We start from the raw sequence: 20,208 nt of genomic DNA, 5'->3' as shown, positions 1-20,208 counted from the left end.
CCTCGTCACCGCGGGGCGGAGGCCGCGCCACCCGGGCTCGGGGCCGCGGGGGCCGTGGGACGCATCCGTGACGCGACGACGAGCGCGAGGACGACGACCGCGGCCATGGCCAGGAAGACGTCGGAGTAGGCCGAGCCGTCCGCACCGGAGTGGAAGGGGTTGACGGCGTCACCGCCGCCCTGCTGCCGCGCGGACACCAGCACGCCGAACACGGCGGGGCCCGTACCGGCTCCGAGGAACTGGGCCCCCTGGAGGACCCCGAGGCCGACGCCGGTCTGCTCGGGCGGTAGCTCGCGTGCCGCAGCGCCGATGACGGTGGTCATCACCAGCATGAAGCCGATGCTCAGCCCGAGGATGCCGACACCGGCGAAGACCACCGAGGAGCCGCCGGTGAAGGTCGAGAGGAACAGCGAGAACAGCCCGATGAGGCCGAGCCCGGAGAACACCAGGAGCCGGGTGTCGACGCGGCCGGCGAGGCGCCCGATCCACGGTGCGAGGAGCGCGGTCACGGCTCCGGCCGGGATCATGACCAAGGCGCCCTCCCCCGGGGTGAGTTCGTTGACCTCCACCAGCAGCAGCGGGACGAACACCAGGCCGCCGAGGTTGACGGCCATGGCCAGGAACGCGACGAGGACGCCGGTCCGGTAGACGCGGTTCGTGAACAGCGAGGGCGGAACGAACGGCTGGTCGACGCGGACGGTGCGCACCCCGAAGAGCACGAGCGCCGCGACCGCGACCGCGAGGCTGCCCCAGGACAGGGGTTCGGTGAAGCCGGAGACCTGCGCCCGGGTCATGCCGAACAGGACGAGACCGGCTCCGAGGCCGAGGAGCAGACCGCCGGGGAGGTCGAGCCGGCCCGTGCTCCGCGGAGTCTCGTCCGGGAGTACGCGCAGGGCCGGGAAGAGCAACAGCAGCGAGACCACCAGCATGATCCAGAACAGTGCGGGCCAGCTGAGCGCTTCCCCGATGCCGCCGCCCAGCGCCGGACCGACGGCGGTGCCGACGCCCGCACCGGCGGACACGACGCCGATCCCGACGCCGCGCCGCTCCGGCGGCAGCAGGGTCGTGACGGCGATGATCGAGAGCACGGGGATCGCGGCCGCGCCGATGCCCGTCACGATCCGCCCGGCCACGAGCACGGCCAGACTCGGGGAGATCGCGCAGATCAGGCTGCCGACGGCGTAGGTGAGGAGCGCGAAGGCGAAGAGCCGGCGCAGGCTCACCCGGTCGGAGATGCGGCCGTACAGGGGGATCCCGACCGAGAACATCAGCAGGAAGCCGGTGACGACCCAGGCGAGTTCCGCCTCGGACGCCCCGAACTCGGACCCGATCGTCGGAAGCATCAGATTGACCATGTCGCTGGCCGTGACCGTGACGAGGATCGCCGGCATCAGCACGGCCAGTAAGCCCAGTCCCGAGCCGGTCCGTTCGGTCGTTGTCGACGTGGAAGTCATACGAGGCCCTCCGGGCGGCTTTCTGCCACCATGGCAGTTACAGTTAGGACAAAAGAAAGGGCGGAGGGCACCGCCTCCGCCGTCGGTCAGCTGCCGGCGCGCTGCGCGACCGCACGCTCGCTCGCCCGCACCTGCCGGACGAGGTGGGCGATCGTCGTCCGCCCGAGCCGCTCCTTCATGGCCCGCTCCGCGTCCTGGAACTCCACCTCAAGCAGCTTCTGCATGTTCCGCCCCACCTCGCACTCGGCACTCGGCGGATGCGGGTACCGCGAGAGGATCGGCCCCGCCTCCACGGCGGCGTACGCGTCGTAGAGCGTGATCTCACGGGCGGGTCGGGCGAGCGACCAACCGCCGTTGCGCCCCTCGGTGGACCAGACCAGGCCGGCGTCCCGCAGACCGCCGAGGATCCGCCGCACCAGAACCGGATTGCTGGCCAGACTCTCCGCGATCTCCGCGGAGGTCAACGAGCGGTCCCAGCGCCCCAGCATGGTGAGGGCGTGGATCGCGACCGCGCTCCTGCTGCTGATGCTCACCGAGACCCCTTCGCGATCGTCGCCCCACCCACCCAACTGCAACAACGCTAGTAGCAGTTTGATCCATGCGTCAACCCGACAGGCGGCCCGCTACGGGGCGCCCGACCTCGTTGCCGTCGCGAGGACCCGGCTGCACCCCTCCCCCACGCGTCAGGTCCGCGGTTGCGCACCCGCTGCGTAGCCGGGCACGGACGGCCATCGAACGGTCAGCACCACCGACTCCTCCTCGGCGTACCACGAGTGATCCACTCCGCGCCCCCACACGACGTAATCGCCCTGCCGCGCCAGAAGCACGCTGCGGCCGGGCAGTTCGACGCGGAAGCGTCCACTGATGAGCACCAGGAGAGCCGTGCGCTCCTCGCCCCTCACCCATAGCGATCGCGCATCGGCGCGGGGGTGAACACCCCATTTGATCTCTACGGCCTCACTGTGGCGCGGGTCGCCAACGTCCTTGAAGTGTCCGAGGATCCACCCCCGGTCCAGTGCTGCGTCCTCGCCCGCGTTGCCTACGTGCACGTGGTCATTCACGTAGGCGAACGCTAGCAATGCGGTCAGGGGCACCCGGGCCGATGGACACCGGGCCAGGCGACTGCGGGCCCAAGTGGCCCGCCGGCAAGGGGAGGAGCGAATTTCGGCCATCGCCGGAACCGGTGGCAACGCGCACGTGCAGCGCCGCACTCTCACGCTCCGGGAGTGGGAAACCGGGGCGGCCACCTCCGACGTTTCCTCGACGGCCCCGCTGAGCTGCAAGGAGTCACCTTGCCATTCACCAGACGCCGGGGTCGCGGCGCGGCGACCGCCGCCGCGACCCTCACGGCAGCAGCGCTCATAGCCGGGCTGACCGCCACCCCCTCGTTCGCCGGCCCCTCGTTCGCCGGCCCCGACGGACCGAGTACCGGTGCGGCCCCCGCCGCCGGACTCCGTTGGGTCACCCTGATCACGGGCGACCGGGTCGCCGTGGACGCCCGCGGCAGGGTCGTCACGGTCGACCGGGCCGAGGGCCGCGGGAAGGTCCCCGTACGGAGCTGGACCGAGAAGGGCCGCACCTACGTCGTCCCGGCCGACGCCGAACGGCTCGTCGCCCGGGGCACCCTCGACCGCCGCCTCTTCGACGTCACGGGGCTCAGCACCCCCGAGAGCCGGCTGGCCCACGGCAAGGGCCTCAAGGTCATCGTCGCGTACGAGGGCGCCTCGGGCCCCACCGCCCGTACCGAGGTGCGCGGCGACGCCGAGGTGCAGCGGACCCTGCCCTCGCTCGACGCGGACGCCGTGACCGTTCCGGAGCAGGACCCGGGCGCGCTGTGGGCCGCCCTCACCCGCACGACCGCGGCGGACGCCCGTACGACCCGGGCCGTCCCGGGCGTCGACCGCGTCTGGTTGGACGCGGTGCGCACCGCGTCCCTCGACAAGAGCACGGCACGGATCGGCGCGCCCGAGGCGTGGCGGGCCGGGTACGACGGGACGGGCGTCACCATCGCCGTCCTCGACACCGGCGTGGACGAGACCCACGAGGACCTGCGGGGCAAGGTCGTCGGGGCGCACAACTTCTCCGACGCGCCCGACACCACGGACCGCAACGGGCACGGCACCCACGTCGCCTCGACCGCGGCCGGCACCGGCGCCCGCTCGGGCGGTACGCACCGGGGGGTCGCACCGGGCGCCCAGGTGCTCAGTGCCAAGGTGCTCGACGACTTCGCCCGCGGCACCGACTCCCAGATCATCGCCGGCATGGACTGGGCCGTGGCGCAGGGCGCGGACATCATCAACCTGAGCCTCGGCGGCCTCGACACCCCCGAACTGGACCCGCTGGAGGCCCAGGTCAACAAGCTCTCCCGGGAGAAGGGCGTCCTGTTCGCCGTCGCCGCCGGCAACAGCGGACCGGGCGCCGGCTCGATCGAGTCCCCGGGCAGCGCGGACGCCGCCCTCACCGTCGGTGCCGTGGACGACTCCGACCGGATGGCCCGCTTCTCCGCGTCCGGGCCGAGGTTCGGCGACGGCGCGGTCAAGCCGGACGTCACCGGGCCCGGCGTCGACACCACCGCCGCTTCCGCCGCCGGCAGCACCCTCGCGCGGCGCTACGGGGAGAACCCGCCCGGCTACCTCTCGATCTCCGGCACTTCGATGGCCACGCCGCACGCCGCGGGCGCCGCCGCCCTGCTCAAGCAGCGCCACCCCGACTGGTCGGGCGCACGGATCAAGTCCGTGCTCACCGCCTCCACCGAGGACGGCGGCCACGGCGTGTTCCGGCAGGGCACGGGGCGGATCGCCGTCGGCGCGGCCCTGAAGCAGTCCGTGGTCGCCGACACGGCCACCGTTTCCTTCGGCCGGCAGCAGTGGCCGCACACCGACGACCGGCCCGTCACCAAGGAGATCACCTACCGCAACCTCGGGGACCGGGAGGTCGTGCTGGAGCTGACGGCCCGCGGCCTCGACCCGCAGGGCCGGCCCGCCCCGGCCGGATTCTTCACCCTCGGCGCCGACCGGGTCACCGTGCCCGCGGGCGGCACCGCCGCCGTGCCCGTGACGGCGGACACCCGGATCGGCGGCTCCCTGGACGGCGCCTACACCGCGACCGTCGTCGCGACCGGCGGCGGGCAGACCGTGCGCACCACCGCCGCCGTGGACCGCGAGGTCGAGTCGTACGACCTGACCCTCCGTCACACCGGGCCGGACGGGAGTCCCAGCAGGGAGTTCTTCAGCCGCCTCATCCAACTCTCCGGCGTGGCCGAGCACTCGGGCACGTACGCCGAGGGCAAGGCCACCGCGACGTTCCGACTCCCGAAGGGCAGTTACGTGCTGGACGCGGACCGTTCCACCGAGTCCGCGTCGGACTGGCTGACCCACCCCAAGCTGGCGCTGACCGAGGACACCACCGTCGAGGTCGACGCACGGCTCGCCCGGCCCGTCCGGATGAGCATCCCGGACGGCCCGGCCCCGATGACCGACGCCCGCAGGACCCTGTCGGTCGAAGCCGGCCGGGGGTTCTACTCGACCTTCCGGATCTTCGGCTCCTTCGACGGCCTGCGCACCGCACAGCTCGGCCCCCGGCGGCCCACCGGCGTCACGCTCACGGAGTCCTTCGCCGCCCAGTGGGAGGGCGGCGCCTCGGCCCAGTACAACGGCGCTGCCGGCGGGCCGGTCGAACGGCTCTCCACCGGCCACGACACGGCGTTCACGGCCGCCGACTTCGCGAAGATCTCCGCGACCGCGGGCTCCTCGGTCCCGGGCAAGAAGGCGGTGTCCACCCTGCTCAGCGGCGTGGACGGCATCTACTTCGACTCCGACGTCCCGTTCGACCTGCCCGGCACCCGGACCCACTACGGGGCCACCGTCGGGAAGGCCAACCGCTGGTCGGTGCGGATGGCTCAGCTCGGCGCCGACGGGCGTGAGGAGACCGACCACACCTCCCCGGTGCGCCACCGCCGTCCGGGCGGGAGCCATCGGGTGACCCTCGGCACCGCCGTCCACTCCCCGCTGATGGACGAGCGGGCCGGTGTCTTCCGCGACGAGGACGTGCTCTTCGGCACGGTGCCGCTGTTCTCCGACGGCAGGGGCAACACCGGCTGGTCCGTGCACTCCTCGGCGCAGAGCGTGCTCTACCGGGGCGCCACCGAGGTCGCGCGGAGTGCGGGTCAGCTGGACGGCCTGGGCGGGTTCGAGGTCGGTGCGGAAGACGCCGAGTACACCCTGACCACCTCGGTGCGGCGCAGTCCGTCCGTCGCCGCGGTCGGGACCCGCGTCGACGGTTCCTGGACCTTCCGCAGTGCGCGGCCGGCGGCGGGCGAGTACACCAGGACCCCGCTCTCCACGGTCCGGTTCGGCGCCCGGGTCGCCCTCGACGGCACCGTACCCGCGGGTCGTACGGCGACCTTCCCGGTGACGGTCCAAGGGCCGGCGGCCGGCGCGGGAGCGAAGTCGCTCACCGTGTCCGTCTCCTACGACTCCGGCGCCACCTGGCGGAACGTGCCCGTGGCCAAGGGGAAGATCAAGGTCAAGAACCCGGCGCGGGGGAAGTCGGTGGCCCTGCGCGGTCAGGTCACCGACCGACAGGGCGGCAAGGCGAGCGTGACCGTGTACGACGCGTACCTCGGCCGGTAGCGGACGGGGGGCGCGCCGCCCGTCCATGAGGGCGGGCGGCGCGCGTCCCCCGGCGGGAGCGTCATGGTTCCCCTGCTCACGCCGCGCCGTCGAGTACCGCCCGTACCTCGGGCACGTGTGCGTACTCGGCGAGTCGGGCCAGCACGACCCTGCCCCGTTCCGCTGTCCGCTCGCTGGCCATGTCAGCCGACAGGCTGACGACCCGTTCGGCGGTCGCCGCCGCTTCCTCCGGTTCGTTGGCGTCGACGTAGGCAACGGCAAGCCACGACAGGTACAGCGCGAGTTCACGTGTGTGGGTCGCGTCGTACCTGCTGAGCACGTCCCGCAGGAGCGGCACGGCCCGCAGCGGCCGGTGCAGTTCGGTATAGACCCGGGACTCCATGACCTGGAGTTCGCCAGCGTCCACCCAGTACAGCCACGTCGGGGACTCGGTTCCCTCGCTTTCCTCGGCCAGGGCTTCCCCGGCTTCTCCAAGGGCCCGCATGGCGTGTTGCGCGCTCTCAGGTCCCCCGGCTTTCGTGTGCGCCCAGGCGACCCGGTCGAGATACAGTGCGCGAGCCTTTGGTGGTGCGTCCGTCCCGGCCTCCGCCAGCGCCGAGCGAGCGAGCATCAGCCCCTCCGCTTCGCGGCCGGTGTTGCTGAGCTGGTAGGCGAGTGACCCGGCGAGGTTCCCGGCCAAGGTGTGGTCCTCGGCCTGCTGTGCCGCACTGAGTCCCAGCCGGTAGATCCGCTCGGCTTCCGCGTGCTGCCCCGCGTCGCTGGCGATCCAGCCGGCGATCTGTGCGAACTCGCCGACCAAGCCCAAGAGCTGGCGGCCGGTCTCCTCGGTGTACCGGGCTTCGCGGAACAAGGTGACAGCGGCGCGCAGGTCCCGCGTGGCTCGCCCGATGAGATCCAGCCCGTAGACGACGTCGTCGGCAAGGCGCAGCCCGTGAACCCTCCGGTGCAGGTCGAGCACGACCCCGCCGCCGATGCGACGCCCGCTCTTGGCGCTGAGAGGGGCCAGCGGGTCACCCTCGGGCAGATAGTGGGCCAGCATCGGCATCACCGGTTCCGGGGGCGCTGGAGCGCCTGTCAGCACGTCCACGGAAACCCCCAGGACGGCGGCGAGGAACGAAAGCCAGTCGCGAGGGGTACGCCGACCGGCTTCCCACCTGCTGATCTCCTGGGCGCTGACCGGTTTGCCCTGCACCCCCGCCGCACGGCACAGCTCCCACGCCAGGCGCGCCTGAGTCCATCCGTGCTGTCTCCGCAGACGCCTGATGTTGGCCCCGATCACGGTGGTCATCGACCCAGTGTGGCCTACGACTTGGCCCACCCGGGGGCCTATGCCGGGCCAATGGATACCCATCCTCCGCAGGCCGACGCTGAACGGTATGAAGTCCAGCAGCACGGCGAACCGCAACGGCACGGCGTTCCGCCCGGAGGACATGGGCGCGCCCCGGTCATCGGAAACCGCCATCCCCTACCAAGGAGTCTCACCATGAGGGCTGCCCTGAACCTGCTGAAGTTCGCGTGGTTAGAGGTGACGGGACTCTGCAACGAGTTCTGTGATCACTGCTACGCCGACTCGTCCCCCAAAGGGACGCACGGCACGATGACCGTGCCGGACTGGAAGAACACGATCGATCAGCTCTCGGCCATGGGGGCGCGGGACGTTCAGTTCATCGGCGGGGAACCGACGCTGTACCCGCATCTCCGTGAGCTGATCGAGCACGCGCACGGGGCGGGGCTGGGGGTCGAGGTGTTCTCGAACCTGACCCACATCCGCGACGAGCTGTGGGAGACCTTCACGGCGTGTGGCGTCAAGCTGGCCACGTCGTACTACTCCGACAGCGCGGAGGACCACGACACGGTGACCCGGCTCAAGGGGTCTCACAAGCGCACCCGCGCGAATGTCGCCAAGGCGCTTGGCCGGGGCATCCCGCTGAGGGGCGGAGTCGTCGCCGTGAACCCGGGACAGCGCGTCCAAGAGGCGGCGCGGGATCTGGCGGCACTCGGAGTCGAAGAGATCGGCGGCGACCGGACCCGCGCGTTCGGACGGGCCAGCCGAGGAGCCGCACCGACCATCACCGACCTGTGCGGACACTGCGCCCACGAGAAGTGCGCCATCGGCCCGACCGGGGACGTGTGGCCCTGCGTCCTGGGACGGTTCCTCACCATCGGCAACGTGCGGGAAACGCCGCTCGCCGACGTCTGGGGCGGCCCGCAGATGGCCAAGGTGACCGCTGGCATCACGGCCGTGCACGGGGAGGGGGCGCAGTCGTGCACGCCTCCGCAGTTCCTGCCGATGTGCGGACCGTGCCAGCCCTGCGTTCCCTCGGTCGGGCACTGCGACCCGAGGGAGGCGAACCCGGCAGCCGAAGCCGCTAGCATCGGCGCACCCGCTTGACCCTCCAAGAACCCTGGAGTGCGCAGATGGACGACCACGGAGACGACTTCGGCAGGTGGGGCATGGAGGCCTCCCCCGGCGCCGTCCAACGGAGCGACGAGGAGTGGGCCGTCATCGCCGGGTACATCCGGCACGCCGCGAACAAGGTCGGCCCCATGCTTGCCCTGTGCCTGCCAGGGGAGCCGCAGGAGTGCGGGCGGACCGCGCAACAACATGTGCTGGCGTGGTCGGCCCACCTCAAGGCCGTGGCCCATCACCTGATCGAACAGTCCGCCCCCAGTGAGGCACGTGCCGCCCACGTGGCCGGACCCCTGTACCAGCGGCGACTGACCGAGTTGCGTTCCCTGGACGCACCCCAGCACGTCTAGCGGGATCCGCGACGCCCCATCCATGCACCGCCCACGTGGCCGTGCGGGCGGGGCGTCCGGCTGGCGAACTCCGACTCGGTCAGGCCCGCCAGCGTCTCGTCACCCGCCGCCGAACAGCATCGCCGCTGGTCACGACGGATTCTTGACCGACAGCGGCAACAGCTTCTTGCCGGTCGGGCCGATCTGGATGCTGGTGTCCATCTGCGGACACACCCCACAGTCGAAGCAGGGTGTCCAGCGGCAGTCCTCGACCTCGGTCTCGTCGAGGGAGTCCTGCCAGTCCTCCCAGAGCCAGTCCTTGTCGAGGCCCGAGTCGAGGTGGTCCCAGGGCAGGACCTCCTCGTAGGTGCGCTCCCGCGTGGTGTACCAGTCGACGTCGATGTCGAAGGCGGGCAGTTCCTTGTCGGCGCAGGCCATCCAGCGGTCGTACGAGAAGTGTTCGCGCCAGCCGTCGAACCGGCCGCCGTCCTCGTAGACGGCGCGGATCACCGTGCCGAGGCGGCGGTCGCCGCGCGACAGCAGGCCCTCGACGATGCCGGGCTTGCCGTCGTGGTAGCGGAAGCCGATGGAGCGGCCGTACTTCTTGTCGCCGCGGATCTTGTCCCGGAGCTTCTGGAGCCGGGCGTCCGTCTCCTCGGCGGAGAGTTGCGGGGCCCACTGGAACGGGGTGTGCGGCTTGGGCACGAAGCCGCCGATGGACACCGTGCAGCGGATGTCGTTGGCGCCGGAGACCTCGCGGCCCTTCTGGATCACGTTCATCGCCATGTCGGCGATCTGGAGGACGTCTTCGTCGGTCTCGGTGGGCAGACCGCACATGAAGTACAGCTTCACCTGGCGCCAGCCGTTGCCGTAGGCGGTGGCGACCGTGCGGATCAGGTCCTCCTCCGAGACCATCTTGTTGATGACCTTGCGCATCCGCTCGGAGCCGCCCTCGGGGGCGAAGGTGAGACCGGAGCGGCGCCCGTTGCGGGTCAGTTCGTTCGCCAGGTCCACGTTGAAGGCGTCCACCCGGGTCGACGGGAGGGACAGGCCGATCTTGTCCTCCGTGTACCGGTCGGCGAGGCCCTTGGCGATGTCCCCGATCTCGGAGTGGTCGGCGCTGGACAGCGACAGCAGGCCGACCTCCTCGAAGCCGGTCGCCTTGAGCCCCTTCTCGACCATCTCGCCGATGCCGGTGATGCTGCGCTCGCGGACCGGGCGGGTGATCATGCCGGCCTGGCAGAAGCGGCAGCCGCGGGTGCAGCCGCGGAAGATCTCCACGGACATCCGCTCGTGGACGGTCTCGGCGAGGGGTACGAGGGGCTGCTTGGGGTAGGGCCACTCGTCCAGGTCCATGACGGTGTGCTTGGACACCCGCCACGGCACCCCGGAGCGGTTGGGCACGACCCGGCCGATGCGCCCGTCGGGCAGGTACTCGACGTCGTAGAAGCGGGGCACGTACACGCCGCCGGTGCGGGCGAGCCGGAACAGCAGCTCGTCGCGACCGCCGGGCCGGCCCTCGGCCTTCCAGGCGCGGACGATGTCGGTGATCTGGAGCACGGCCTGCTCGCCGTCGCCGATCACCGCGCAGTCGATGAAGTCGGCGATCGGCTCGGGGTTGAACGCCGCGTGGCCGCCGGCGACGACGACCGGGTCGTCGAGTCCGCGGTCCTTGGCCTCCAGCGGGATGCCCGCGAGGTCCAGGGCGGTCAGCATGTTGGTGTAGCCCAGCTCCGTGGAGAAGCTCAGCCCGAACACGTCGAACGCCTTCACCGGGCGGTGCGCGTCCACCGTGAACTGCGGGACGTCGTGCTCCCGCATCAGCTCCTCCAGGTCGGGCCAGACGCTGTAGGTGCGCTCGGCGAGGACGCCCTCGCGCTCGTTCAGCACCTCGTAGAGGATCATGACGCCCTGGTTGGGCAGACCGACCTCGTAGGCGTCCGGGTACATGAGGGCCCAGCGGACATCGCAGGCGTCCCACGGCTTGACGGTGGAGTTGAGTTCCCCACCGACGTACTGGATGGGCTTCTGGACGTGCGGGAGAAGCGCTTCCAGGCGGGGGAAGACCGACTCGACAGGCATCGTGGCGTCTCTCGTGAGCTGGCGGGGGACGCCCCGCGGGAAGAGCGGGGTGACCCTCAAGCCTAGCGCGTCCCGCGAAGCCCCCGGGTGGCTCGTTCGGCGGCCTCCCACGCCGCGGGCAGCTCGGCCTCGTAGCCGTCGGCCCGCCGCTCCTCGTGGCCGTGGATCAGTCCGTAGGTGAACGCGTTCTCCCGGGCCGCGTGCGCCTGGGTCGCGAGGTCCCGCAGGGTGGTGCGGGTCATCACGCTGTCCTGGTGCTCGCCCAGCAGGTCCTGGAGGGCCTTGCTGCCGCGGATGGCCTGTTTGGCGGGCTTGCCCAGGGTGTCCAGGGCGGCCTCTGCGGCGTAGCGGAGCCGTTTGGCCTTCTTGCGGGCCTCGTGCATCGCGAGGTCGCGTTCGGGGCCGCTGGGGCGTTCGAGGGCCTCTTCGACCAGGGCGGCGAGCTTCCCGAAGTCCTTGCGGGCGGCCCGGTGGATCACGGTGGTGGCGTCCCGGGCCCCGGCGGGGAGCAGGGGCGGGTCGGCGAGCAGCGCGTCCAGGGCGTCGAGGAGGGCGAGGTAGCGCTTGCCGTTGAGGACGGTGATCAGTCGGCGGCGGGAGCCGCCGCGCCGGGCGTGCGCCCAGGTGCGCAGTCGGGTGCGGACGGGGCCGATCACGAGGTTGCGGGGCAGTTCGGCGAAGTGGCCGGTGAGCCGTTCGGTGAGGACCTCGGCGTCCCGGTCGATGCCGAGTTCTCCGGCGAGCCACTTGAGTTCCGCGCCGATGGGGTCGGTGACGGCGCGGTCGAGGACCTTGGAGTAGGAGCGGAAGGTGCTGCGGGCGCGGCGGGTGGCGACGCGCAGGCGGTGGACGGAGTCGTACTCGTTGCGGCGGACGGCGGGGTCGAGGGCGACGATGGCGTCCCGCTGGGCGGTGAGGTAGGCGAGGACGGGGGCCGCGGCGGTGCCCTCGTGCGGGGGGCGGGGGGCGGTGGCCGGGGTGTGTCGGTCGGCCGTCACCGGCGTGTGCCGTTCCGGGATGACCGGGGTGTGCCGTTCCGGGGCGACCGGGGCGTGTCGGTCGGGGGTGGTCTCGGCGAGGGCGCGGGACAGTTTGGAGGCGGAGGCGGAGCGGCGCAGTCCGCCCTTGCGGAGCTTCTTCTCGACCTTGTCGAGGAAGGCGGGCTGTTGGTCCCGGCCGAGTTCGACCTCGACCTCGGTCCAGGTGGTGGTGGCGTCGCCGCCGGTGAGGCGCTGGGCGCGGACCACGTCCACGCTGAGTTCGGCGAGCAGGGTGCCGTCGGCGTCGACGAGGTGGTGGACGTCGCGCGTGGAGCGCAGTCGGATCACCGGGACGAGGGGGGCGCTGCGCACCCGGGAGCGGACGAGTCCGGTGAGGGTGCGGGGCGGGGTGGCCGACAGGGGGGCGCGGATCTCGTCGCGCACGTCCCGGGCAACGGGGAGTTTCAGGTGCCAGCCGGCGTCGGCACCGCCGGTGCGTCGGCGCAGGGTGATCGACGCGGCGGCGAGGCGGTGGTCGACGGTGTCGTAGTAGACGGCGTCCAGCTCGGTGACGCCCTGGTGGACGACGGCCGAGACCCCGCCGACGGCGGTCAGGTCCGGTAGCGCCCGGTCGCTCTGGTTCGGGTAGGTGGCTTCGTACTTACGCTCGATCTCGCGCTGTATATCCGCCATGCACCGAATCTAGACGGATTTCGCCCCGTCCGGCAGACCTCGGGGGCCCCGAGCGGCCGGAAACGGGCGGGAACGGCGGGAAACTGAGGAGATCCCGTCGGGGTCGGTGCCCGGGTGGTGGCGCCGACCCCGGTGCGGTCAGGCGGACAGGGGGCGCTGGACCCGGATCGACTGGAGGAGTCCCACGGCGACCCACACGGCGAACATCGAGGACCCTCCGTAGGAGACGAAGGGCAGGGGGAGGCCGGCGACGGGCATGATGCCGAGGGTCATGCCGATGTTCTCGAAGGACTGGAAGGCGAACCAGGCGATGATCCCGGCGGCGACGATCGTGCCGTACAGCTCGGTCGTCTCGCGGGCGATGCGGCAGGCGCGCCAGAGCAGCACGCCGAGCAGGACGAGGATCAGTCCGGCGCCGACGAAGCCGAGTTCCTCGCCGGCGACGGTGAAGACGAAGTCGGTCTGCTGTTCGGGGACGAACTGGCCGGTGGTCTGGGAGCCCTTGAACAGGCCCATGCCGGTGAGGCCGCCGGAGCCGATGGCGATGCGGGCCTGGTTGGTGTTGTAGCCGACGCCGGCGGGGTCGAGTTCCGGGTTGGCGAAGGCGGCGAAGCGGTTGATCTGGTACTCGTCGAGGACGTTCAGCTGCCAGACGGCGACGGCCCCGAGGGCGCCGGCCCCGAGGATGCCGAAGACCCAGCGGTTGGAGGCGCCGGAGGCGAGCAGGACGCCCAGCACGATCATCGCCATCACCATGACCGACCCCAGGTCGGGCATGAGCATCACGACGGCGATGGGGATGACGGCGAGGCCGAGCGCCTGGACGACGGTGCGGTGGCCGGGGTGGAGCCGGTCGCCGGCGTCGACCCGGGCGGCGAGCAGCATCGCCATGCCCAGGATGATCGTGATCTTCACGAACTCGGAGGGCTGGAGCGAGAAGCCGCCGCCGATGACGATCCAGGCGTGGGCGCCGTTGATGGTGGCGCCGAGCGGGGTGAGGACCAGCAGGACGAGGAAGACCGAGATGCCGTAGAGGATCGGTACGGCGGTGCGCAGGGTGCGGTGGCCGAGCCAGACCGTGGCGATCATCAGGGTGATGCCGATGCCGGTGTTGAGCAGGTGGCGGAAGAGGAAGTAGTAGGGGTCGCCCTGGTTGAGCTCGGTGCGGTTGCGGGTCGAGGAGTAGACGAGGACGGCGCCGATGAGCGAGAGGGCGACGGCGGACAGCAGTATCGGCCAGTCGAGGCGGCGCAGCAGGCTGTCCCGGGCGGTGACCCGGGTGAGCCAGGACCGCTCGGGGCCGTACCCGGAGACGGAGAAGCCGTGGGAGCCGCTCATCAGTCGCGCCTCCCGGTGCCCGGCGCGGGGGGTCCGGCCAGTCCCTGTGCGGTGGGGGACGGCTCGGGCTGCGGCTTGTAGGGCTTGATCCTGGGGGCGTCGATGGAGCCGTCCCGCTGGATCTTCGGGAGGGTCTTCTGCGGTTGGGGCAGGAGGGCCTTCTTGCGGTCGATCTTGCCGTCGGGGCTGACGCCGTAGAGGGCGTTGTACACGTTGCGCACGGCGGGTGCGGAGGCGCCGGAGCCGGTGCCGCCCTGGGCGATGGTCATGACGATGGTGTACTCGTCGGTATAGGTGGCGAACCAGGAGGTCGTCTGCTTGCCGTGGACCTCGGCGGTGCCGGTCTTGGCGTGCATCGGGATCTTGTCCTGGGGCCAGCCGGTGAAGCGCCAGGCGGCGGTGCCGCGGGTGGCGACGCCTTCGAGGGCTTCGTCTATCTTGCCGAGGGTCTTGCGGGACAGGGGGAGCTTGCCGTGTGCCTTGGGCTTGATCTCCGTGGCCTTCTTGCCGTCGGGGCTGATGATCGCCTTGCCGACGCTGGGGTCGTACATGGTGCCGCCGTTGGCGAGGGCGCCGTAGATGGTGGCCATCTGTATCGGCGTGACGAGGGTGTCGCCCTGGCCGATGCTGTAGTTGACGGAGTCACCGGCGCGCATGAGGTTGCCTTCGAGGCAGTTCTCGTAGGAGAGCTGCTCCACGAAGTCGCCGCCCTTCTTGCCGGCCTTGCACCAGGCGTCCTTGTTGGCCTTCCAGAAGTCGCGCTTCCACTGGCGGTCGGGGATGCGGCCGGTGACCTCGTTGGGGAGGTCGATGCCGGTCTCCTTGCCGAGGCCGAACTGGTGGGCGGTGCGGTAGAACCAGTCGTTGGCCTTCTTCTTCGGCTTGGTGCCGCCGTCCCGCTTCCACTCCTCGTGGGCGAGGCGGTAGAAGACGGTGTCGCAGGAGACCTCCAGGGCCTGGCCGAGGTCGATCGATCCGTAGCCCTTGGACTCGAAGTTGTTGAAGACCTGGCCGCCGATGGCGTACGAGCTGGAGCACTCGTAGCGGTCGTTGAAGCCGTAGCCGGCGTTGACGGCGGCGGCGACGGGGACCACCTTGAAGATGGAGCCGGGGGCGGCCTGGCCCTGGATGGCGCGGTTGAGCAGGGGGTAGTTGGAGGACTTGCCGGTGAGCCGGGCGTAGTCCTTGCCGGAGATGCCGCCGACCCAGGCGTTGGGGTCGTAGGTCGGGTTGGAGGCCATGGCGACGACGCGTCCGGTCTTGGACTCCATGACGACGATGGCCCCGGAGTCGGCCTTGTAGTTCATCCGGGTGTTGTCGTCGTAGACCTTGCGGGCTTCCTTCAGCGCCTTGTTCAGTTCGTACTCGGCGACGCTCTGGACCCGGGCGTCGATGCTGGTGACGACGTTCGCGCCGGGTTCGGCCTCGTCGCTCTTGGCAAGGCCCATCACGCGGCCGAGGTTGTCGACCTCGTAGCGGGTGACGCCGGCCTTGCCCCGCAGCTCCTTGTCGTACTGCCGTTCGAGACCGCTGCGGCCGACCTGGTCGGAGCGGAGGTACGGCGAGTCGCTGTCCTTGGCCTTCTCGATCTCGTTGTCGGTGACCGGCGAGAGGTAACCGAGGACCTGGGCGGTGTTGGCGTCGCCGGGCGAGGCGTAGCGGCGCACGGCGGTGGGCTCGGCGGTGATGCCGGGGAAGTCCTCGGCGCGCTCGCGGATCTGGAGGGCCTGCTTCGGGGTGGCCTCGTCGGTGATGGGGATCGGTTGGTAGGGGGAGCCGTTCCAGCAGGGCTGGGGGGTCTCGGCGTCGCAGAGGCGGACCTTGTCGGTGACCTCCTTCGCCGGGACGCCGAGGACCCCGGCGAGCTTGGTGAGCACGCCCTTGCCGTCGTCCTTCATCTTCATCAGGTCGGTGCGGGAGGCCGAGACCACGAGTCGGGTCTCGTTGTCGGCGATCGGTACGCCGCGGGCATCCAGGATCGAGCCGCGCACCGCGGGCTGGACGACGCGCTGGACGCCGTTGCCGGACGCCTCCTTGGCGTACTCCTCGCCGTTGCGGACCTGGAGGTACCAGAGCCGCCCGCCGAGGGTGAGCAGCAGGGAGACGACCAGCACCTGGATGACGACGAGCCGGATCTGGACCCGGGGCGTGCGGCCGGTCTCCGGAATGTTGGTCACAGTCGCTTGGCCCCCTTGACCTTGATGCGTCCCGCGCGCGCCACCCGGGCCCGCGCCGCCTTGGCGCGCAGCCCGCTGCGCTGGCTGCCGATCCGCAGGCCGGTGCCGGAGGCCAGCCAGCCGGCCGAGACGTCGCTCTTGGCGGCGGCGTTGGTCTCGGCGAGCGGATCGTTGTCGGCGCGTCTGGCGAGCGCCATGATGAACGGCACGGTGAACGGCGCGAGCAACAGGTCGTAGAGCGCCGCGGTGAACAGCAGGCTGCCCAGGCCCACGTGGCGGGCGGCGGTGTCGCCGACGAGGGCGCCGACACCGGCGTAGAGCAGGGTGGAGCCGACGGCGGAGCCCACGACGACGAGCATCGGGCCGGCGGCGGACTGGAGGCGCCCGTTCTCCGGCTTGGCGAGCCCCGCGAGGTAGCCGATGACGCACAACACCAGTGCGTACCGGCCCACGGCGTGGTCGGCGGGCGGCGCGAGGTCCGCGAGGAGCCCGGCGCCGAAGCCGACCAGGGCGCCGCCGACGTGCCCGTAGACCAGGGCGAGGCCGAGGACGGTGAGCAGCAGCAGGTCGGGCACGGCGCCGGGCAGTTGCAGTCGGGCGAGGACGCTCACCTGGATGACCAGGGCGGCCACCACGAGGGGGGCCGAAAGCAGCATCCGGTTGAAGCGCATGGTCGGGCTCCTACGGCACTGGGGTCTGTCCGGCCTGGCCGGGTACCTGCGCGGACGGGGTGACGGTGACGGTCACGGTCGGCGTGGGGGTGGGCTTCGGGGCGGGCGGCAGGACGGTGTCGCGCGGGTCCTTGCGGGGGGCCTCGACGACGACGCCGACGATGTCGAGCTTGGTGAACCCGGCGTAGGGCTTCACGTAGACGGTGCGGGTGAGGTCGCCGCCGGACGGGTCGACGCGGACGACCTCGCCGACGGGGACGCCGGGGACGAAGGGCTTGTCGGCGGCGGAGCCGAAGGTGACGAGCCGATCGCCCTTCCTGACCTTGGACTTCCCGTTGAGGAGGTCGACCCGGAGCGGGCCGTCGCCGCCGCCGGAGGTGAAGCCGAGTTCGTCGGTCTTCTCCATCCGGGTGCCGACGGTGAAGTCGGGGTCGTTGGCGAGCAGGACCGTGGCGGTGCCGGGGCCGACGGTGGTGACCCGGCCGACGAGTCCGTCCCCGTTGAGGACGGTCATGTCGCGCTCGATGCCGTCGCGGGCGCCCGCGTCGATGGTGACGGTCCAGGAGAAGCCCTGTGCGGCTCCTATCCCGATGACCTCGGCGGCCTTGACGCCGTACTGCCCGGCTCCGGCCTTCTTGAGCAGGGAGTCGAGTTGGCGGACGCGGCTGCGGTTGCGGTCGTCGCTGCCGAGACGGGTCTTCAGGGCGGCGTTCTCGCGCTCCAGGGTGGTGATGCGGCTGTGGCGTTCGCCGGAGTCGCGGACCGCGGCGATCGCGTTGCCGATGGGGTCGACCGCGGAGGACACCCCGTTCTCGACGGGTCCGAGGACCGTTGCGGCGGCCCGGCGGGCGCCGTCCACCGGTGAGTCCTCGCCGCCCCTGATGTCCACGGTGATCAGCGCGAACGCGATGGCGATCAGCAGCACCAGGAGCAGCCGGCTCTCTCGTGTGTCCCTCACGTGCGGCGGCCGTGCCTTCCTCGTCGGAATGTGTGCTCTTGTCTCTGTACCAGCGGCTGTCCCATGACCGGCGACTGTCGCTCCCCCGGCCCCGGGACACCCGGTCCGGACGGCCGGGATACGGCGGGTGACGGTCCGTCCGGCCGGTCCCGCACGGGGGTGCGACGCGCCCGGCGCCCTCCTGCCGCCCGGCGCGCGCCGGGTGGCAGGAGGGTCGGGGTCATCTGCGGGGCTGGGCGTCCAGCACCTGCTGGAGCGCCTCGAACTCCTCGACGCACTTGCCGGAGCCGAGCGCGACGGAGTCCAGCGGGTCCTCGGCGATGTGGATCGGCATGCCGGTCTCGCGGCGCAGCCGCTCGTCGAGGCCGCGCAGCAGGGCGCCGCCGCCGGTGAGGACGATGCCGCGGTCCATGACGTCGCCGGAGAGTTCCGGCGGGCACTTGTCGAGGGTGGTCTTCACCGCGTCCACGATCGCGTTCACGGGTTCCTCGATGGCCTTGCGGACCTCGGCGGCCGAGATGACCACGGTCTTCGGCAGTCCGGAGACCAGGTCGCGACCGCGGATCTCGGTGTGCTCGTCCTGGTCGAGGTCGTACGCGGAACCGATCGTGATCTTGATCTGTTCGGCGGTGCGCTCGCCCAGCAGGAGGCTGTACTCCTTCTTGATGTGCTGGATGATCGCGTTGTCCAGTTCGTCGCCGGCGACCCGGATCGACTGGGCCGTGACGATGCCGCCGAGGGAGATCACGGCGACCTCCGTGGTGCCGCCGCCGATGTCCACGACCATGTTGCCGGTGGCCTCGTGGACGGGGAGGCCGGAGCCGATGGCCGCGGCCATGGGCTCCTCGATGATGTGCACCTGGCGGGCGCCCGCCTGGGACGAGGCCTCGATGACCGCACGGCGTTCGACCCCGGTGATGCCCGAGGGCACGCAGACCACGACGCGGGGGCGCGCGAGGTACCGCCGCTTGTGGATCTTGAGGATGAAGTAGCGGAGCATCCGCTCGGTGATCTCGAAGTCGGCGATCACGCCGTCCTTCAGGGGGCGCACGGCCACGATGTTGCCCGGAGTGCGCCCGATCATCTTCTTCGCTTCGGCGCCGACCGCGAGGATGCCACCGGTGTTGGTGTTGATCGCGACGACGGACGGCTCGTTGAGAACGATCCCCCGGCCCCTGACGTACACCAGCGTGTTGGCGGTCCCGAGGTCGACAGCCATGTCACGGCCGATGAACGACATGTTGTTCCCCAAGAGGATGCGTCTGGCCTTCCCGGACGAGCGGATGAGTGCTCTTCAGGTCGGCATGTGGGTGCTGTGTGGCGTGAAGGCTTCCATCGTAGTCTCGCCTGCACGGACACGGCGCGAGGGTCTTCGCCATTGTCAGCAGATGAAGTGCTGCCCCGCTATGGGGGACGTGCGGATGGGGCCATGCGTTCCCCCGATCGGCGCGCACCTGCCCGGCAGCGGCGAGGTTCTCGGGTGCCGCCTCCGCGCGGGGCACGCTGATGCTCCGTCAAGGGCGCCGCCCCGGGTCCTCCGCGGCCGGACCGACCGCGGAGGCGGCCGGCCGCACGCGTGCGCGGGTCGACCGCCCGACCGCCCCGGGTCGACCGCCCGAGCACGCGATCCGCGGTCAGACGAGGCCGGGGAAGAAGATCTTCAGTTCCCGCTCGGCGGACTCCTCGGAGTCCGAGGCGTGGATCAGGTTCTCCCGGGTGACGGTGCCGAAGTCACCGCGGATGGAACCGGGGGCCGCCGCGATCGGGTCGGTGGGCCCGGCCAGCGTGCGGATGCCCTCGATGACCCGCTCGCCCTCGACGACCAGGGCGACCACCGGGCCGGAGGACATGAAGGCGATCAGCGGCTCGTAGAAGACCTTGCCGACGTGCTCGCCGTAGTGCTGCTCCAGGGTGGCCTGGTCGAGCGTCCGCAGCTCCAGCGCGGTGATCCGCCAGTCGGCCTTGCGTTCGATGCGACCGACGATCTCGCCCACCAGACCGCGCTTCACGGCGTCGGGCTTGAGCAGGACGAGGCTGCGCTGGGTCATGGGGTGCGGCTCCTTCGGTCACCGGGTGTGCGGGGTTCAGAGGTTACAGGCACCGCACCCCCGTTCGTCACGCAGCGTCAGGCCCTGGGGTGACCGTCCCGTCCTCGCTCAGTGCGGCCCAGCGCGCCTTGGCCTCGTCCACCTTCCGTCCGAAGTGCAGGGACGCCCACCACAGGCCGCCGAAGCAGAGCCCGAGGACGAACATCATGGGGACGTAGACACCGCTGACGACCAGCGCGATCTGGAGGCCCCAGCCGAGCCGGATTCCCAGCGGCTGCCCCGCGATCCGGCACAGCAGCAGGCTCGCCGCCATCAGCACCCCGCACACCGTCCACACCGTGGTCGCGGTCAGATCGGGGTCCTTCATGGCGACCAGCCCGGCGAAACCGATCAGGAAGAACTCGGCGAGCAGGGTGGTCGAGCAGAGCATGCGCATG

The 20,208-nt window shown here is 71.2% G+C and carries 16 protein-coding genes; 3 read left to right on the top strand and 13 right to left on the bottom strand.

Annotation, left to right across the window (positions count from 1 at the left end):
• Positions 1–5 precede the first annotated feature (5 nt).
• The 3 genes from ACFWIA_RS12275 to ACFWIA_RS12265 form a co-directional block, all read right to left on the bottom strand.
• Entirely contained in the window at positions 6–1,454 is a 1,449-nt protein-coding gene (locus ACFWIA_RS12275) for an MFS transporter (protein ID WP_387003020.1), read from the bottom strand.
• A gap of 86 nt (positions 1,455–1,540) precedes the next feature.
• Complete coding sequence (locus ACFWIA_RS12270; RefSeq protein WP_387003018.1) at positions 1,541–1,987, bottom strand: Rrf2 family transcriptional regulator; 447 nt, start codon at positions 1,985–1,987, stop codon at positions 1,541–1,543.
• Between the two features lie 150 nt (positions 1,988–2,137).
• Positions 2,138–2,515 carry a signal peptidase I gene (locus tag ACFWIA_RS12265; RefSeq protein WP_387003016.1) on the bottom strand — a complete coding sequence of 126 codons (378 nt, stop codon included), beginning with the start codon at positions 2,513–2,515 and terminating at the stop codon, positions 2,138–2,140.
• Between the two features lie 231 nt (positions 2,516–2,746).
• Here ACFWIA_RS12265 and ACFWIA_RS12260 point away from each other — a divergent pair, with 231 nt between their 5' ends.
• Positions 2,747–6,085, top strand: a complete 3,339-nt coding sequence (locus ACFWIA_RS12260; protein ID WP_387003014.1) for a S8 family serine peptidase — start codon at positions 2,747–2,749, stop codon at positions 6,083–6,085.
• A gap of 76 nt (positions 6,086–6,161) precedes the next feature.
• Here the strand turns inward: ACFWIA_RS12260 and ACFWIA_RS12255 are convergent, their stop codons facing one another.
• Entirely contained in the window at positions 6,162–7,373 is a 1,212-nt protein-coding gene (locus ACFWIA_RS12255) for a helix-turn-helix transcriptional regulator (RefSeq protein WP_387003012.1), read from the bottom strand.
• A 195-nt stretch (positions 7,374–7,568) separates the two neighbouring features.
• Between ACFWIA_RS12255 and ACFWIA_RS12250 the strand changes: the two genes are divergently transcribed.
• Together ACFWIA_RS12250 and ACFWIA_RS12245 are read left to right on the top strand one after the other, a co-directional pair.
• Positions 7,569–8,477, top strand: coding sequence for a radical SAM protein (locus tag ACFWIA_RS12250; protein ID WP_387003010.1), 909 nt, complete (start codon positions 7,569–7,571; stop codon positions 8,475–8,477).
• Positions 8,478–8,503: 26 nt separating this feature from the next.
• Positions 8,504–8,845: a hypothetical protein gene (locus tag ACFWIA_RS12245; RefSeq protein WP_387003008.1), complete on the top strand. Its 342-nt coding sequence runs from the start codon at positions 8,504–8,506 to the stop codon at positions 8,843–8,845.
• Positions 8,846–8,974: 129 nt separating this feature from the next.
• Here ACFWIA_RS12245 and ACFWIA_RS12240 read toward each other — a convergent pair whose 3' ends face one another.
• From ACFWIA_RS12240 to ACFWIA_RS12200, 9 genes are all read right to left on the bottom strand, one after another.
• Complete coding sequence (locus ACFWIA_RS12240; RefSeq protein ID WP_387003006.1) at positions 8,975–10,906, bottom strand: TIGR03960 family B12-binding radical SAM protein; 1,932 nt, start codon at positions 10,904–10,906, stop codon at positions 8,975–8,977.
• A 62-nt stretch (positions 10,907–10,968) separates the two neighbouring features.
• Complete coding sequence (locus ACFWIA_RS12235) at positions 10,969–12,579, bottom strand: CHAD domain-containing protein (RefSeq protein ID WP_387003005.1); 1,611 nt, start codon at positions 12,577–12,579, stop codon at positions 10,969–10,971.
• Positions 12,580–12,717: 138 nt separating this feature from the next.
• Complete coding sequence (rodA, locus tag ACFWIA_RS12230) at positions 12,718–13,917, bottom strand: rod shape-determining protein RodA (protein ID WP_387003003.1); 1,200 nt, start codon at positions 13,915–13,917, stop codon at positions 12,718–12,720.
• A complete protein-coding gene (mrdA, locus tag ACFWIA_RS12225) occupies positions 13,917–16,094 on the bottom strand; it encodes a penicillin-binding protein 2 (RefSeq protein WP_387003002.1) in 2,178 nt (725 codons plus the stop codon). The genes rodA and mrdA overlap by 1 nt, the downstream gene beginning before the upstream one ends.
• Positions 16,091–16,765: a rod shape-determining protein MreD gene (gene mreD / locus ACFWIA_RS12220; RefSeq protein ID WP_387003000.1), complete on the bottom strand. Its 675-nt coding sequence runs from the start codon at positions 16,763–16,765 to the stop codon at positions 16,091–16,093. The genes mrdA and mreD overlap by 4 nt, the downstream gene beginning before the upstream one ends.
• Positions 16,766–16,775: 10 nt before the next feature.
• The gene (gene mreC / locus ACFWIA_RS12215) at positions 16,776–17,723 is read right to left on the bottom strand and encodes a rod shape-determining protein MreC (protein ID WP_387002998.1); all 948 of its coding nucleotides are present in this window, start codon (positions 17,721–17,723) and stop codon (positions 16,776–16,778) included.
• Between the two features lie 220 nt (positions 17,724–17,943).
• Positions 17,944–18,963: a rod shape-determining protein gene (locus tag ACFWIA_RS12210; RefSeq protein WP_385487478.1), complete on the bottom strand. Its 1,020-nt coding sequence runs from the start codon at positions 18,961–18,963 to the stop codon at positions 17,944–17,946.
• A gap of 394 nt (positions 18,964–19,357) precedes the next feature.
• The gene (ndk, locus tag ACFWIA_RS12205; RefSeq protein WP_387002996.1) at positions 19,358–19,771 is read right to left on the bottom strand and encodes a nucleoside-diphosphate kinase; all 414 of its coding nucleotides are present in this window, start codon (positions 19,769–19,771) and stop codon (positions 19,358–19,360) included.
• Between the two features lie 67 nt (positions 19,772–19,838).
• Positions 19,839–20,207, bottom strand: a complete 369-nt coding sequence (locus ACFWIA_RS12200) for a DUF4233 domain-containing protein (RefSeq protein WP_387002994.1) — start codon at positions 20,205–20,207, stop codon at positions 19,839–19,841.
• Position 20,208 lies beyond the last annotated feature (1 nt).

It is taken from the genome of Streptomyces sp. NPDC127068 (assembly GCF_042724695.1).
Classification (GTDB): Bacteria; Actinomycetota; Actinomycetes; order Streptomycetales; family Streptomycetaceae; genus Streptomyces.
Note: the sequence above shows the minus strand (reverse complement) of the source record. Positions and strands in the feature narration are given on the sequence as shown.

What these genes read in the sequence shown, in the direction of transcription:
- ACFWIA_RS12275 (WP_387003020.1), bottom strand. Translation starts at nt 1,454, where the DNA reads ATGACTTCCACGTCGACAACGACCGAACGGACCGGCTCGGGACTGGGC.
- ACFWIA_RS12255 (WP_387003012.1), bottom strand. Translation starts at nt 7,373, where the DNA reads ATGACCACCGTGATCGGGGCCAACATCAGGCGTCTGCGGAGACAGCAC.
- ACFWIA_RS12250 (WP_387003010.1), top strand. Translation starts at nt 7,569, where the DNA reads ATGAGGGCTGCCCTGAACCTGCTGAAGTTCGCGTGGTTAGAGGTGACG.
- ACFWIA_RS12245 (WP_387003008.1), top strand. Translation starts at nt 8,504, where the DNA reads ATGGACGACCACGGAGACGACTTCGGCAGGTGGGGCATGGAGGCCTCC.
- ACFWIA_RS12240 (WP_387003006.1), bottom strand. Translation starts at nt 10,906, where the DNA reads ATGCCTGTCGAGTCGGTCTTCCCCCGCCTGGAAGCGCTTCTCCCGCAC.
- ACFWIA_RS12235 (WP_387003005.1), bottom strand. Translation starts at nt 12,579, where the DNA reads ATGGCGGATATACAGCGCGAGATCGAGCGTAAGTACGAAGCCACCTAC.
- rodA (WP_387003003.1), bottom strand. Translation starts at nt 13,917, where the DNA reads ATGAGCGGCTCCCACGGCTTCTCCGTCTCCGGGTACGGCCCCGAGCGG.
- mreD (WP_387003000.1), bottom strand. Translation starts at nt 16,765, where the DNA reads ATGCGCTTCAACCGGATGCTGCTTTCGGCCCCCCTCGTGGTGGCCGCC.
- ACFWIA_RS12210 (WP_385487478.1), bottom strand. Translation starts at nt 18,963, where the DNA reads ATGTCGTTCATCGGCCGTGACATGGCTGTCGACCTCGGGACCGCCAAC.
- ndk (WP_387002996.1), bottom strand. Translation starts at nt 19,771, where the DNA reads ATGACCCAGCGCAGCCTCGTCCTGCTCAAGCCCGACGCCGTGAAGCGC.
- ACFWIA_RS12200 (WP_387002994.1), bottom strand. Translation starts at nt 20,207, where the DNA reads ATGCGCATGCTCTGCTCGACCACCCTGCTCGCCGAGTTCTTCCTGATC.